The 13,798-nt window shown below is 63.0% G+C and carries 13 protein-coding genes; 6 read left to right on the plus strand and 7 right to left on the minus strand.

Features of this window, described 5'->3' with window-relative positions; all coding sequences use genetic code 11:
• Nucleotides 1-130 precede the first annotated feature (130 nt).
• Both xseA and sodB read left to right on the plus strand, forming a co-directional pair.
• Nucleotides 131-1,510 carry an exodeoxyribonuclease VII large subunit gene (gene xseA, locus G3N58_RS26500; RefSeq protein ID WP_167281665.1) on the plus strand — a complete coding sequence of 460 codons (1,380 nt, stop codon included), beginning with the start codon at nucleotides 131-133 and terminating at the stop codon, nucleotides 1,508-1,510.
• A gap of 219 nt (nucleotides 1,511-1,729) precedes the next feature.
• Nucleotides 1,730-2,308 (plus strand): superoxide dismutase [Fe], encoded by a 579-nt coding sequence (gene sodB / locus G3N58_RS26505; RefSeq protein WP_167041043.1) that lies wholly within the window; start codon nucleotides 1,730-1,732, stop codon nucleotides 2,306-2,308.
• A gap of 351 nt (nucleotides 2,309-2,659) precedes the next feature.
• Here sodB and G3N58_RS26510 read toward each other — a convergent pair whose 3' ends face one another.
• Complete coding sequence (locus tag G3N58_RS26510; RefSeq protein WP_167041046.1) at nucleotides 2,660-2,920, minus strand: hypothetical protein; 261 nt, start codon at nucleotides 2,918-2,920, stop codon at nucleotides 2,660-2,662.
• A gap of 276 nt (nucleotides 2,921-3,196) precedes the next feature.
• Between G3N58_RS26510 and G3N58_RS26515 the strand changes: the two genes are divergently transcribed.
• Both G3N58_RS26515 and G3N58_RS26520 read left to right on the plus strand, forming a co-directional pair.
• On the plus strand, nucleotides 3,197-3,748 hold the full coding sequence (locus tag G3N58_RS26515; RefSeq protein ID WP_206000633.1) for a glycine zipper family protein: 552 nt from the start codon (nucleotides 3,197-3,199) through the stop codon (nucleotides 3,746-3,748).
• A gap of 40 nt (nucleotides 3,749-3,788) precedes the next feature.
• A complete protein-coding gene (locus G3N58_RS26520) occupies nucleotides 3,789-4,019 on the plus strand; it encodes a hypothetical protein (protein ID WP_167041051.1) in 231 nt (76 codons plus the stop codon).
• 149 nt (nucleotides 4,020-4,168) lie between these two features.
• Here G3N58_RS26520 and G3N58_RS26525 read toward each other — a convergent pair whose 3' ends face one another.
• Together G3N58_RS26525 and clpP are read right to left on the minus strand one after the other, a co-directional pair.
• Entirely contained in the window at nucleotides 4,169-5,635 is a 1,467-nt protein-coding gene (locus tag G3N58_RS26525; RefSeq protein WP_167281663.1) for an NYN domain-containing protein, read from the minus strand.
• 152 nt (nucleotides 5,636-5,787) lie between these two features.
• Nucleotides 5,788-6,438 (minus strand): ATP-dependent Clp endopeptidase proteolytic subunit ClpP, encoded by a 651-nt coding sequence (gene clpP / locus G3N58_RS26530; protein ID WP_167041064.1) that lies wholly within the window; start codon nucleotides 6,436-6,438, stop codon nucleotides 5,788-5,790.
• A gap of 268 nt (nucleotides 6,439-6,706) precedes the next feature.
• On the opposite strand from clpP, the gene G3N58_RS26535 reads away from it, so the two are divergent.
• On the plus strand, nucleotides 6,707-7,753 hold the full coding sequence (locus tag G3N58_RS26535; protein ID WP_167041260.1) for a sigma-70 family RNA polymerase sigma factor: 1,047 nt from the start codon (nucleotides 6,707-6,709) through the stop codon (nucleotides 7,751-7,753).
• On the opposite strand, the gene G3N58_RS26540 is transcribed toward G3N58_RS26535, so the two are convergent.
• The 3 genes from G3N58_RS26540 to G3N58_RS26550 form a co-directional block, all read right to left on the minus strand.
• On the minus strand, nucleotides 7,709-8,983 hold the full coding sequence (locus G3N58_RS26540; RefSeq protein ID WP_206000639.1) for an EAL domain-containing protein: 1,275 nt from the start codon (nucleotides 8,981-8,983) through the stop codon (nucleotides 7,709-7,711). The two genes, G3N58_RS26535 and G3N58_RS26540, sit on opposite strands and share 45 nt — an antisense overlap.
• 341 nt (nucleotides 8,984-9,324) lie before the next feature.
• On the minus strand, nucleotides 9,325-10,779 hold the full coding sequence (gene mdtD / locus G3N58_RS26545; RefSeq protein WP_205192755.1) for a multidrug transporter subunit MdtD: 1,455 nt from the start codon (nucleotides 10,777-10,779) through the stop codon (nucleotides 9,325-9,327).
• 120 nt (nucleotides 10,780-10,899) lie between these two features.
• Nucleotides 10,900-12,318, minus strand: coding sequence for a PLP-dependent aminotransferase family protein (locus G3N58_RS26550; protein ID WP_206000635.1), 1,419 nt, complete (start codon nucleotides 12,316-12,318; stop codon nucleotides 10,900-10,902).
• A gap of 180 nt (nucleotides 12,319-12,498) precedes the next feature.
• On the opposite strand from G3N58_RS26550, the gene G3N58_RS26555 reads away from it, so the two are divergent.
• Nucleotides 12,499-12,804, plus strand: a complete 306-nt coding sequence (locus G3N58_RS26555; protein WP_206000637.1) for a DUF2917 domain-containing protein — start codon at nucleotides 12,499-12,501, stop codon at nucleotides 12,802-12,804.
• Nucleotides 12,805-12,954: 150 nt separating this feature from the next.
• Here G3N58_RS26555 and G3N58_RS26560 read toward each other — a convergent pair.
• Nucleotides 12,955-13,798: citrate synthase (locus tag G3N58_RS26560; RefSeq protein WP_241017244.1), on the minus strand; the 844-nt coding region annotated here is incomplete at its 5' end.

Consider the following 13,798-nt stretch of genomic DNA (forward strand, 5'->3'; position numbering starts at 1 on the left):
GAAGAGGGTTCTGGCGGAATTCGTCAGGCCATTCCCGCCATGTGGACACTTTTAACAGTTTGGCGATCAGGCTGGACGCCGATGGCCGCTCGGTCTATCGTCTGTCCGGCCAGTCCTACTTATTCCTCGCATGAATTCCGAAAGCCCCTTTTCCTCGCCGGCGATGCCCGGCGGCGAGGTCGTCGTTGCCGTGTCCGCGCTCAATCGTGCGATCGGCACGATGCTCGAACGCTCGTTTCCGCTGGTCTGGGTGGCGGGCGAAGTGTCAAATTTCACGCGCGCCGCGAGCGGTCATTGGTATTTCTCGATCAAGGACGCGCAGGCGCAAATGCGCTGTGTGATGTTCCGCGGCCGCGCGCAGTACGCCGAATTCACGCCGCGCGAAGGCGACCGTATCGAGGTGCGCGCGCTCGTCACGATGTACGAGCCGCGCGGCGAGTTGCAACTGAACGTGGAAGCGGTGCGCCGCACGGGCCAGGGGCGTCTCTACGAAGCGTTTTTGCGGCTGAAGGCGCAGCTCGAAGCCGAGGGCCTCTTTGCGGCCGAACGCAAGCGCGCGTTGCCGGCGCATCCGCGCGCGATCGGCATCGTCACGTCGTTGCAGGCCGCCGCGCTGCGCGACGTGCTGACCACGCTGTCGCGCCGCGCGCCGCATATTCCGGTGATCGTTTATCCGGCGCCGGTGCAGGGCGCGGGCGTCAGCGCGAAGCTTGCCGCGATGGTCGAGGCGGCCGGCGCGCGGCGCGAGGTCGACGTGCTGATCGTGTGCCGCGGCGGCGGGTCGATCGAAGACCTGTGGGCCTTCAACGAAGAAGTGCTCGCGCGCGCGATCGCGGAAAGCGTGATTCCCGTGGTGAGCGGGGTCGGTCACGAAACCGATTTCACGATTGCCGATTTCGCCGCCGACGTGCGCGCGCCGACGCCGACCGGTGCCGCCGAACTCGTGAGTCCGCAGCGTGTGCTGCTGCTGCGCGAACTCGATCATCGGCATGCGACGCTCGCGCGCGCGTTCGGCCGCATGATGGAGCGGCGCTCGCAGCAGCTCGACTGGCTCTCGCGCCGGCTTGTGTCGCCGGCCGAACGGCTTGCGCGGCAGCGCGTGCATCTGCGGCAGTTGAGCGCGAGGCTTGCGTCGGCGGGTGCGCGTCCGGTGCGCGATGCGCGCGCGCGGTTTTCGCTGTTGCAGATGCGCTGGCAGCGCTGGCGTCCCGATCTCGCGGCCGAGCGCGTGCGGCTTGGCAATCTCGCGCAACGTTTGCACACGGCATGGTTACGCCAGCATGAACGTCAGCTTGCGCGGATCGATACGCTCGCCGCGCGGCTCGAAGTGCTGAGCCCGCAGCGCACGCTCGAACGCGGTTATGCGGCCGTGCTCGACGCGCAGAGCGGCCGCGCGATTCGCGCGCCGTCTTCGTTGAAACCGGGGCGGCGTTTGACGATGCATCTCGCCGAAGGCTCGGCCGACATCGCGCTCGCCGATGTGCAGGCGCGTCTTGACGATGGCTTCTGATGTTTCACCCATGGGCGCGTGTCGCATCTTTTTTTGCTTTCCGGAAAGCAGGCACGCGCCGTGCGCATTCGCTGAGAAGGCTTTGCGCGCGGCATCTTCGGCATGCCCGGCATAAAGTCCGTTGGTTTGCGGGGTTATTCCAACTCGCCTACAATCGAGTGCTCGATAGCGTCATCCGCAGACTCCCCCCACAACAGATACAGACAGAAGGAAAGCACCATGGAACATACGCTCCCGCCGCTGCCGTTCGCGAAAAACGCGCTCGCACCGCATATGTCGGAAGAGACGCTCGAGTTTCACTATGGCAAGCATCACCAGACCTATGTGACCAACCTGAACAATCTGATCAAGGGCACGGAGTTCGAAAACCTGTCGCTCGAAGAGATCGTCAAGAAGTCGTCGGGCGGCATCTTCAACAACTCGGCGCAAATCTGGAATCACACGTTTTTCTGGAACAGCCTGTCGCCGCAAGGTGGCGGTGCGCCGACCGGTGCGCTCGCTGACGCGATCAACGCGAAGTGGGGGTCGTTCGACAAGTTCAAGGAAGAATTCACGAAGACCGCAGTCGGCACGTTCGGCTCGGGCTGGGCATGGCTCGTGAAGAAGGCTGACGGTTCGCTCGACCTCGTGTCGACCAGCAACGCCGCAACGCCGCTCACCACCGACGCAAAGCCGCTGCTGACGATCGACGTGTGGGAACACGCTTACTACATCGACTATCGTAACGCGCGTCCGAAGTTCGTCGAAGCATTCTGGAACATCGCCAACTGGGACTTCGCAGCGAAAAACTTCGCGTGAGATTGCCGGTTGCCGTGATCTGCCGTGCTTTCGTGGCACGAAGATCGCGATAGTCAAAACTGACTGTCGCGGTAGCGATGAGCGCGGTAGCGAATCAAGAAAGCCCTCCTGTGCGAGGGCTTTCTGTTTTTTTGCGGCGTGGTTTGGGGTTCTGCTTCGACAACGGCTGAATCGGCACGTCCTGTTATGTTGCCGGCGTGTGTCTTTTCCGCTGTTTTTGCGTAGAACATGGTTACAGTTGGTAACCGCGGTTTTGTGCTGACGACGTGAAATGGACGCGGAGAAGCGCTTGCGTTGCGTTGAGCCGCGCGCTGTTAACGAGGTGCTTGCCAGCCGCCTGTTAGCGGTTTTTTAGCCGCCCGAATCGGAGCTGCCCGACATCTGCCGATGCCGATGACCCCGGCCGCTACCCGTCGACGTTACCGAACTGGCTGGCGCGGGCGGTGGCGGCGGATGATTGATGTATTGAAAATTCTGCGCAATGGCGGCACTTGAAAACGTCGTGGCCGGTTGCTGAGGCGCGCTATCAGGCGCGCCCGGCGTGGACTGGGCGAAGGCGGGCGCCGCCCATGCGACGCAAGCTGCGCTCGCGGCAAGAATGAGCCGGTTCATTGAGGTATCCTTTGTTTCGACACGATGGGTGACCGCGTTGCCGTGCGAGCGTGCGGCGGGGTTCGTTTGACGCGAGTGTAGGCCGGTGCCCCGCATAATTTGATTGCCGATGCGCTTACAAGCATTACCTGCCATGACGCGCGCGATCATCGTGTTTTCGCGATGCGCACACCCAACCGGCGTGGCGCGGCGAAAAACTTTCTGTAACGAAGCAGTAACCACGGAATTTGGCGATTAGCCTAACGTTTGAATTCCAATTTCCTGAAGTGCACTACCATGACTTCCAACAATAAATCGATCGGCCTGGCCATCCCGGCGGCCGTTATCGCACTCGTACTCGGCGGTTGCGCCGTGGTACCACCGAGCGGTCCTAGCGTGGTCGCGCTGCCGCGTAGCGGCCAACCGCTCCAGCAGTTCCAGCAGGACGACTACGCATGCCGTGATTACGCGAATCGCTCAATCAATCCATCCGGCGCGGCGCAGGCTGCTACGACGAATGGCGTGAACAGCGCGGCGCTGGGCACGCTTGGCGGCGCGGCGATCGGCGCGCTGCTTGGCGCGGCGGCGGGCAATGCCGGCGCTGGCGCGGCGATCGGCGCGGGCAGTGGCTTGCTGATCGGCGGCGCGAACGGCGCGAATAGCGCCCAGTATTCGGCGGCCGGTCTGCAGGCGAGTTACGACGCGGCGTACGTCCAATGCATGACCTCCAAGGGCGACACGATTGCGCAACCGCAGCCGTACTATGCAGCGCCGCAACCGGTGTATGTCGCGCCTCGTCCTTATTACGCACCGCCTCCGGTCATGTATTCGCCTTATCCGTACTATTGAGCATCGGAGCCCATGGGCGGTCAATCTGTGTGGATGGGCCTTGGTGTTCAGCGTTGCCGGGAGGTCGGGTCTTTTCGAGCAGGTGAGCGGGTTTGCCGGTTGCCGTAAAGATTTTATTGCTGGCGGAAACGTGCGAAATGAGGTCGGCGAGTTCCTGGCGAAGGCCGTGGGCTTGGATGGGATCGCGGTGAGCTATCGCCTGACATATCGCGGTATGTCAGGCGATATTGTTTTGCGGTCCTGCATGACTGGCAAGGTTATTGCCTTTTGACGGGTTATTGGGTCGTTGAGCCTTTCGGCCGTCGTGATTCGATACGCAGGGCAGGGCGGGCACTTTGGGTGGTACGAGCGGGTACGCGGACGCGTGCATGGCAAACCGTGTACCTGCTCAGCGACTGGGAGCGGATATGCCGTGGTGGTTTATTCCGTGCTCTCCGGCTTGTCCGCCGTTGTTGCCTTACGCGGACGACGGCCGCGTGCTGTTGTCTTGCGAGCCGTTTTCCTCGCAGCCACAGGCGCTTCTCCCTCGCTTCCCGGCGACGCAGAGGTCTCGGTCGGTGCGGCGATCTCGGGCACCTCGTCGATCGGTCGCGGCGTGCTCTTCTTCACCTTCTTCGCAGTTGTCTTGCGTGACGCGCGTTTTTTCGCGTTCTGTGGACGTTCGGGTTGGTCACCTTCGTCTTCCTGAGTGCTTTCGCCGCCAGTGACAGATTCCGTGCTCGCGTGTTCCGATGCTACCGAGGGCGTTTCGGGCTGCATTGCCGCGATTGCCACGAACTCGTTGGCGGACGGCAGCTGCTCATGCGTCTTGTCTTCCTGCGGCTCGGTGAGGATCACCAACTCGGTGACGGCCGGCCCGACCGCAGCGGATTCCTCAGAAACAACTTCTTGCTGGCCGCGACCCGCTTTGCGTTTGTTGCGGTCTTTGCGACGTGATTCGTGCTTGCCACCCGGTTCGCCAGTGTTGGTTTCCGCCGTCTGCGCCTTATAGGAGTGCTCAGCCGGCTCAGCTTCAACCGCCTCGCTCACGGTTTCCCCCGCGACAGTCGCTGCGGCGCTTCGATACACGTACGCGCCCGACTTCTCATCGCGGCCGAATTCAAGCAGCCCACGTGCCTGTGCTTCTTCCAGCAGATTGCCGAAAGCGCGAAAACCGTAGTACGTCTCGTTGAAATCCGGTTTGCGCCGCTTGATGGCGTTTTTCAGCACGGACGCCCAGATCTTGCCGCTGTCGCCTCGTTCGGAAGCGAGCGCATCGAAGGTTTGCACCGCAATTTCGACCGCCTTGCTGCGGCGTTTTTCCAGATCTTCCTTAGGTCGGGCTTTGTCCTCATCGGGCGCGCGTTTGGCGGTCTGCTGAGCACTCTGCTGCGGGCGCGACGATTCACGTCTTGCGACGGAGCGCTGGCTTTCACGCACGAGGTCGTCGTAAAAAAAGAACTCGTCGCAATTGGCAATCAGCAGATCCGATGTGGACTGCTGCACACCGACGCCGATCACCTGCTTGGCGTTCTCGCGCAGCTTCGACACCAATGGCGAAAAATCCGAATCGCCGCTGATGATGACGAACGTATTGACGTGCGATTTCGTGTAGCAGAGATCGAGTGCGTCGACCACGAGCCGGATGTCCGCGGAATTCTTGCCCGATTGACGCACGTGCGGGATCTCGATCAATTCGAAATTGGCTTCGTGCATCGCTCCTTTGAAACTCTTGTAGCGGTCCCAGTCGCAATAGGCTTTCTTGACGACGATGCTGCCTTTGAGCAGCAGGCGTTCGAGCACCAGCTTGATGTCGAATTTGTCGTACTTCGCGTCGCGCACGCCGAGCGCGACATTTTCGAAGTCGCAAAATAGCGCCATGCTGACGTTTTCGTTGGATGACGCCATGTATCTCTCCATTGAAGCGATCGTCGCAGTCGACGAATCGCGACATGATAGCGATTCCAGCGAAGGTGGGCAGCTTTTGTGGTCTGGTCGCACCGATTCGGGTAAAAAAAGCGCTTTGGGTCGCTACAAACGGCCGTTACCAATCAGTCCCGCTAAATGTTTTCGCTCTGAGTCGTGCCGCTCTGCGCATGCCTTGGCCCGCGAGTTTCCAGCACTTCATCGATTAATCCATATTGCCTCGCCTCGAGTGCCGACATGAAGTTGTCACGGTCGGTGTCGCGCGCGATTTCTTCGATGCTGCGGCCAGTGCGTTCCGCCATCATCGCGTTGAGGCGCGCGCGCGAATACAGCACCTCCTTTGCCTGAATCTCGATGTCCGCCGCGGTGCCCTGGCCGCCGCCGGACGGCTGGTGAATCATGATGCGCGCGTTCGGCAGCGCGTACCGCTTGCCACGTTGCCCCGCAGTGAGCAGGAACGTTCCCATGCTTGCGGTGAAGCCCGTGCACAGGGTCGAGACCGCGGGCTTGATGAACTGCATCGTGTCGTAAATCGCGAGACCGTCGTACACCGAACCGCCCGGCGAGTTGATGTAAAAAGAAATATCCTTGTCAGGGTTCTCGGATTCCAGAAACAGCAACTGCGCGACGATCAGACTGGCCGATTGCTCGTTCACCGGCCCGACCAGAAACACAATGCGCTCGCGCAGCAGACGGGAGTAAATATCGTACGCGCGTTCGCCGCGGCCGGACTGTTCGATTACCGTTGGCACGAGACTGGAAGCGGATGGGGGGCTGGAAGGCATGGAGTCCTCGTTACGCGTGACGTGACACATGGGTGGCGCCAGTGGTGAGTAGATGCGTGGGCGACGCTGGTTTGGAAACCGCGCGCTTCATGCACCGGTTGTTGCTCATATGACGAAGCGGCGACCCGCCGTGTGACAGGAATTTTTTTGTATGCCGCTGTCACATCGTCGAGCGCCCGGACGTCAAGCAAGGAATACCGGCGATGGCGAGCGTCCCTCGCAACGCCGCAGGCACACTTTTTCACCACGCACGAACTGGAGGTCACGCATGACGGAACAGGGAATCGACAAGGCATCCAGTTTCGAGGCCGCGCGCGCCCGTCTGCTCGCGCTCGCGTACCGGATGCTGGGCAGTCGGGCGGAAGCGGAAGACTTGGTGCAGGACGCCTGGCTCAAATGGCATCTGGCCGATACGCAAGCGGTGCAAACACCGGTCGCTTGGCTCACCACGCTGACCACGCGCATGGCGATCGACCGCTTTCGGCAGGTGCAGCGGGAGCGCGCATCGCAAACCACCGGCTGGCTGCCGGAGCCGTGGCTCGACGAAGTCGCGCCATCCGCGGAGGAACTGGCGCTACGCACGGCAGACATGTCATATGGCGTGATGCTGCTGCTCGAACATCTGAAGCCGGAGGAGCGCGCAGCGTTCGTGCTGCACGAAGCCTTCGATTGCGACTATGCGGAGATCGCCTCGATTCTCGAACGCACACCGACCGCTTGCCGGCAGATCGTCCATCGGGCCAAGGCGCGGCTACAACGTGCCGGCGCACCGCTCAAGCGGCACGATCCGGCGTTGCATGGGCAGATCGTCGAGCGTTTGCGCGTGGCGCTGGAAATGCAGGACCGGGCGGGTCTGCTGCGGCTCTTTAGCGACGCGCCTGAAGTGATGAGCGACGCCCCCTTGTGCGTTCCGCAGAATGCGCCTGTGCATGCCGCGCTGAGCGAGCCAGTTCCGGCACCGGCGCGTGAACCCGTGCGTGCAGGCGAGCCGGCGCCCACCGACTGGATGAACGCGATAACCTCGCTTGCGCAGCAGGCGACCAATGCCGAGGTGGTATCGATGCAAGGGGCCGTGTGTATCGCGCTGTTCTGCGAGGGCGACGTCGTTGGAGTCATCGACGTGCTGACGGACGGCGCAACGGACAGTTCGGCGAGGATCGTCTCGTTGCGCATCGTGACCAGCGCCGCGCGTCTGGAGGCCGCTAACCGTATGCTGGGCCGGGAGGCGGTCAAGGAACTGCTTGCCCGGATTCAGCAGCGTCCGGGGGCTTTAGCTCCGGTGAGCCGCAATTTCCCAATTGATGTCGACGCATAGCACCTGCGTGCCGTGTGGCGTATGGGCAGCAATCGAGGCAGTGACGCACAGGTGCGCTTCGTTGATCGACAGATACGGCGGCGTCAGATGCACCTGACCGGGTTGACGCATCGCCTGAATAAAGTACGGGCGTCGCTCCCAGCTTGCGCCTTCTGAATGCAGCAGCGGGCGGAAGCGCTTGGCGCGTTGCGACGTGCGGCCCGGTGGCAACACGTTGTCGCCAATCTGCCGGCCCGAACCGTCCAGCACGAAGCAGCGAGCCGTTTCGTCAAGTGCGAGCAGCGGCGCGGTGGCTTCGTCGAGCGACTCTCCGGCAACCAATTGCGCGGCGGCCGTCTCCAGCGCGGCGGCATAGGGCGCGAGCCGCTCGGACTGAGCCTTCTCGCGCGTTGCAACCCGTTGGCGCAGCGCGGCGGAGAGCGTATCCATGAGGCCTGCTGCGGCTTGCGGCTTGACCGGTTCGACACTTGGGCCCGCGAAAAAAGCGCCCTGGACGAAGTCCACGTTGCATTCCAGCGCGATCAGGGCATCACGCTCGGTGCTCAGGCCGCCCATCAGCACCAGTTGCCCCGATTCGTGCAGCAGCGAGACGAGGCCCGGCAGTACGCGTTCGATATGCGAGTGTTCGCTGGCTTGCGCGAGGATGCAGCGGTCGAGTGTGACGATGTCCGGTCGCAGATTCCACACGCGGTCGATATTCGAATGCTTCACGCCGAAGCCGTCGAGCGCAATCAGGAAGCCGGATTTACGCAGTACGTCGATGATTTCGGTAAAGCGCGTGGTTTCACCGCCCGCCTGCTCGGGCACTTCGAGCACCACGCGTTGTGGCGGCAAACCAAGTGTTTTCAGGCTGGCAAGCAGCGCGTCACCGTAGCTGGTGTCCATCAGCGCGGCCGGATGCAGACTCAGGAAGAGCCATTCGTCGTGACTGTCGAACGCGTTGAAATTGCCGAGATGCAGCGACTCAGCCAGGCGCCCGAGTTCAAGCAGGTCGCCGCGGCGCGCGGCTTGCGTGAAAACTTCGTGGGAGGGCACGTGCTGAGCATGTTCGTCGTGAGCGCGCAGCGAGGCGTGATACCCGATTGCACGTCGGTGCGACACCGAAAAAACGGGCTGAAACACACTGAAAACGGTGTATCCGCCATACAGAACGGTACGCCGGGAGCCTTCGTCGCCGGCCATCGGGCGGGGTGGCTGAAAGCCGGGAGGATCGAGTTCGATCATGCTCATCATGTCAGTCGTGTGGAAGTGGCGGCGCTTGCAGGCTCGGCACGAGTTCGCACGCGCAGATACGAAAGTTTACAGGATAGGCCAGCAAGAACTATGCGCGTGCACAAACACTGCGTGGGCGTCCAGCCACCATGCTCCGACTCGACCTTCGAGGCCACAATTGTGCGCCCGCTCAAGCGTGAAGGCGATGATTCGCACTTCGCTGGTGCGCGGCGCGCCCTGTTGCAGGTCGGCAGCGCTCGTCGATGGCCCGTGTCGCGGGCCGCTCGAGAAGGCGCTTTACCTCGTCGCAACGGGTCCGGCGATCGGCCTCGCGCCCGGTCCAGCGTTCAGTTCAACGATCAGGCCCGTTCTGACGGATCGGTTTTTTTCGCGGGAGTGCGAATGTCCGGCGCCAACTGCGCGAAGATCCATGACGAACAAGCGGTAATGATGCCGACGCAGAGGAACGTGGCATGAAACGCGGGCAGCGAATTGGCTGCGGTCACGCGCTGCATGATGCCGGTGAAGGTCGCGAGCAACGCGCCGGCCACCGTTACGCCGAGGCTCATCGAGAGCATCTGTACCAGCGAGAACAGGCTGTTGCCACTGCTTGCGCCGCCAGTGCCGAGGTCCTTCAGCGTCAACGTATTCATGGCGGTGAACTGCATGGAGTTGACGCCGCCGAAAATCGCGAGTTGCACGAGCCGCAGCCACAGTGGCTGACTCGCGCTCGTGAGCGCAAAACTCGCCATCATCAGGCCGACCAGGATTGTGTTGGTCATCAGCACGCTTCGGTAGCTGTACCTGACAATCAGCTTCGTCACGAGACGCTTGGATACCATGCCCGCAGCCGCGACGGGCAGCATCATGAGGCCGGCTTCGAAGGCGCTATAGCCGAGACTCACCTGCAGCAACAGGGGAATCAGGTAGGGCATCGAGCCGCTGCCGATCCGCGCGAACAGGTTGCCGAGCAGGCCGACGCTGAAAGTGTGGATCTTGAACAGATCGAGCGGGAAGATTGGCGCCGGCTCGCGCACCGCGTGCAAACCATAGGCGACGAAGCAGGCGAGGCTCAGAATCAGCAGAACCAGCACCGTGGCGTGCTGAATGCCGAATTCGGTACGGCCGTCGAGCGCGAAAGAAATCGCCACCATGCCGACAATCAGAAACAGGTAACCCTGTATATCGAACTTGCCGGTGTCTTCGTTGCGACTATCCGGCATGAAGATAAACGTCGCAATGCAGCCCACGATACCGACCGGCACGTTGATCAGAAAGATCCAGTGCCACGATGCGATCTTGACGAGCCAGCCGCCAAGCGTTGGCCCGATCAGCGGCCCGATCAGGCCTGGAATCGCCACGAACGACAACGCCGGCAGGTAGCGTTCCGCCGGAAAAGTGCGCAGCACGGCGAGTCGTCCCACTGGCAGCAGCATCGCGCCGCCCACGCCCTGCAGAACGCGGTAGATCACCAGTTGATTCAGCGTATGCGCGTTCGCGCACAGCAGCGAGCCGACCGCGAACACGAGGATCGCGCTGAAGAACACGCGGCGCGTGCCGAGCTTGTCGGCGAGCCAGCCGGACACGGGAATCATCACCGCCATCGTCAACGAATAGGCGATCACCACCGATTGCATGCGCAGCGGCAACTCGCCGAGGCTTGTCGCCATCGCGGGGAGCGCGGTGTTGACGATCGTCGAGTCGAGCGTCTGCATGAAGAAGCCGGTGGCGACGAGCCACAGCATGACGGTGAGCGAACGGGCCGAAGGGGTCGGGGCCGTGTCGCTGGCGAGGGCGGGCGGAGTCGGCGTCATGGGCATGGAGGGCGGCTTGGCACGCAGGGACGGGCTGGGAGTCGCTATTTTATGGAAAAGCGTGGCCTGGCGCAGCCATTTACGGGGGCGGGTGCATGGGGCGGCTTGCCTGCCCTGCCTTCAGTCGTCCGGCGTCAGCTTCGCGGCCGCGCGGAAAAACGCCAACGCGCGCGGATCGTTTCCGAATGCCACATGAATCCGCGTCCACGGGCTCGGCTCCTGGTTTGGCCGGAAGTGGTGGCCCGGCGCGACCGTCACCCCGAACGGGGCGCCGCATTCCACGAGCCGCTCGGCGTTGGCGACGTGCGGCACGCGTGCCCAGACGAATTTGCCGCCCGCCGGTTTCTCGAAAATTTCCCAGCCGGCGTCCTCGAGCGTCTGGATAGTCGAGCCGAGCGCGTCGCGCATCTGGCGGCGCAGACGTTCGAGGTATTTACGATACGCGCCGCGCTCCAGCATCGATACCGCGACCGCTTCGGCAAAGCGCGAGCCGCCGATGCTCGTCAGCATCTTGATATCGACGAGGTCCTTGATGATCGCGTGGCTTGCCACCACGCAGCCGATTCGCAGCGACGACGACAGTGTCTTCGACAGTCCGCCCACGTAAATCACCTGTTCGAGCTGATCGAGCGTGGCGAGGCGGTCGCTGGGATCGGTCTGGAAGTCGGCGTAGATATCGTCTTCGATAATCGCGAAGCGATGCTCGCGCGCCATTTGCAGGAGCCGGAACGCGACCTGCGGCACTACCGTGGTGCCGGTCGGGTTATGGAACACGGTGTTGATCAGCAGCAGCTTCGGCCGGTGCAGCTTGAGCTGCGCTTCCATCGCGTCGAGATCGAGTCCGTTGTGGACGCGGGCAATGCCGACCAGCCTGACGCCATGCAGCTTCAGCAGGCCGTACAGGTTGTAGTAGCCGGGGTCTTCCACAAAGATCGTATCGCCGGCCTTCAGCATGTAGCGCATCAGCAGATCGAACGCCTGGCTCGCGCCGTTGGTGATGAGAATTTGCGACACTTCGGCGTGGATGCCCAACTGCGCGATGCGGGTGCGCAGATGCTCGCGCAGGAGCGGGTTGCCGAGCGGTGTCGCGTAATCGACCATGCTCGCCGGATCGGTGCGCGACACGTGGCGGATCGCCTGGGCGATGCCGTCCATATCGCGCCAGCTTTCCGGAATAAAGCCGCTGCCGAGCTTCAGCGTTTCGCCCGGATGGCTGAACTGCTGCAGCAGGTGGTCCGATTCATCCTCGGCGCGGCGTGGGTCCGAGGCGCCTGTGCAGAGCGTGCCCGCCGGTTGACGATTGGCGACGTAGAAGCCGGAGCCGTGACGCGAGTCGACATAGCCGAGCGACACCAGCCGGTCGTAAGCCTCGATTACCGGAAAGCGGCTTACGCCGAAGTCGGCGGCGAACTGGCGAATCGACGGCAATTTCGAACCGGGGTGCGCGTTGCGCGAGCGAATCCAGGCGGTGACGCCCGCGACGATCTGTTCGGTTAGCGGCACGCCGTTGTCCCGATCGAGCTGGATATCGAGCTTCATACCGTGGTCTCCTCCGCGGGCCGGCGAGCCGAAATTGCCACTCACGTCGAGCCAATCAGGCCAACTGTCCGGTTTTTTAACTGAACAGTTCCGATGAAAGTGTTCGGAACTGTGCATGGGTCTCCGATCATCGCACGTCAATAATCGGTACAACAGAAAAGTTTTTTTAGGAGAACGGCGATGCGTGAAGTCCGGATTTTCGAACTCGAACATGGCGAGCCCGCGGCGGCCTGGCGTGTCGCGCGTCCGTCGATATTCAAGGTGATCTCGGGCGAGGTCTGGTTGACAGTCGAGGGCGAGCACGAGGATCACTGGCTGGCGATGGGCGAGTCGATCGAACTGCCGCGCGGCGCGGTCGCGTGGATCAGCGCCGGGCAGGCGGGGGCGCGTTTTGCGCTCGCGAGCGGTTCCGAGCACGCGGTGCCGAAGCCACTATTCGGCCGGCCGATGCTGGCCTGGCTGACACGCCGCCCGAGCGTGGTCTGAAGCCGTTCCACGAGCGGTGGTTGGCGCGCGTTTAGCCCATGCCCGTTCGTGGTAGCGCGCGGAACCTCAAGAGACGAGGGGATCGGCGCATCCGCACCTGAGTCTCGCCGCGTGCTCCAGCTCAGCAGCCCATGCACCCATCGCCGCGAATCACCTGTCCACCTCATATTCCCCGATATACCGTGCGCGCGGCCGGATCAACCGTCCGTCGCGTGCCTGTTCCATCGCATGAGCAATCCAGCCGACCACGCGCCCGACCGCGAATAGCGTGAACGCCGCGCCGGCCGGCAAGCCGAGCACCCGCTCGATCGCGGCCAATGCAAAATCGACAGTCGGCTCGGCGCCGGTCGTGTCGCGCACCGCGCGCGCGAGCCTCAGCACATTGTCGAGCGATGAGCGGCTGGGCGCACGGTCGGCGAGCATCGTCAACAGTAATCGCGCGCGCGGATCGCCATCTGGATAAAGCGGATGACCGAAGCCCGACAGCAGCGGACCCTGCGCGCCTTGTTCGGAATGCGCGAGACGGTTCGCGAGGTAGCGGTCCAGATCGGGCGCGCGCGCCGCTTCTTCGAGCAGTGCGGCGATGCGCACCGTTTCCCCGCCGTGACGCGGACCGGCCAGCGCCGCGAGTCCGCCCGCCACCGCGCCGAACAGGTGCGTCCCCGTCGAGGTGATGCAGCGGACCGTAAACGTCGACGCGTTGAGTTCGTGATCCGCACAGGCGACCAGCGCCGCGCGCAGCAGTGCGCTCTGTGGCCGGTTGCGGACCTGCCACGCGGCGGCGAGTTGCCGGTGCAGCGGCTCGTTCGACGGCGCCGCCGGCAGCATCGCCGCAGCCAGCAGCCGCATGACGGCGCATGCGGTGTCGAGTTGCGCGTCGCGGCCGAGCGCCCACACGCGTGGCATCTGCGCCGCGGCGGCCGGGCGTCGGGGCGGGAAAGAAGGCGTCCCTATCGTGAGATGTCGTTGGCTGCCGCTCCTGTTCCACAGTACA

This window comes from Paraburkholderia sp. Ac-20342, assembly GCF_017104985.1.
Taxonomy (GTDB): Bacteria; Pseudomonadota; Gammaproteobacteria; order Burkholderiales; family Burkholderiaceae; genus Paraburkholderia.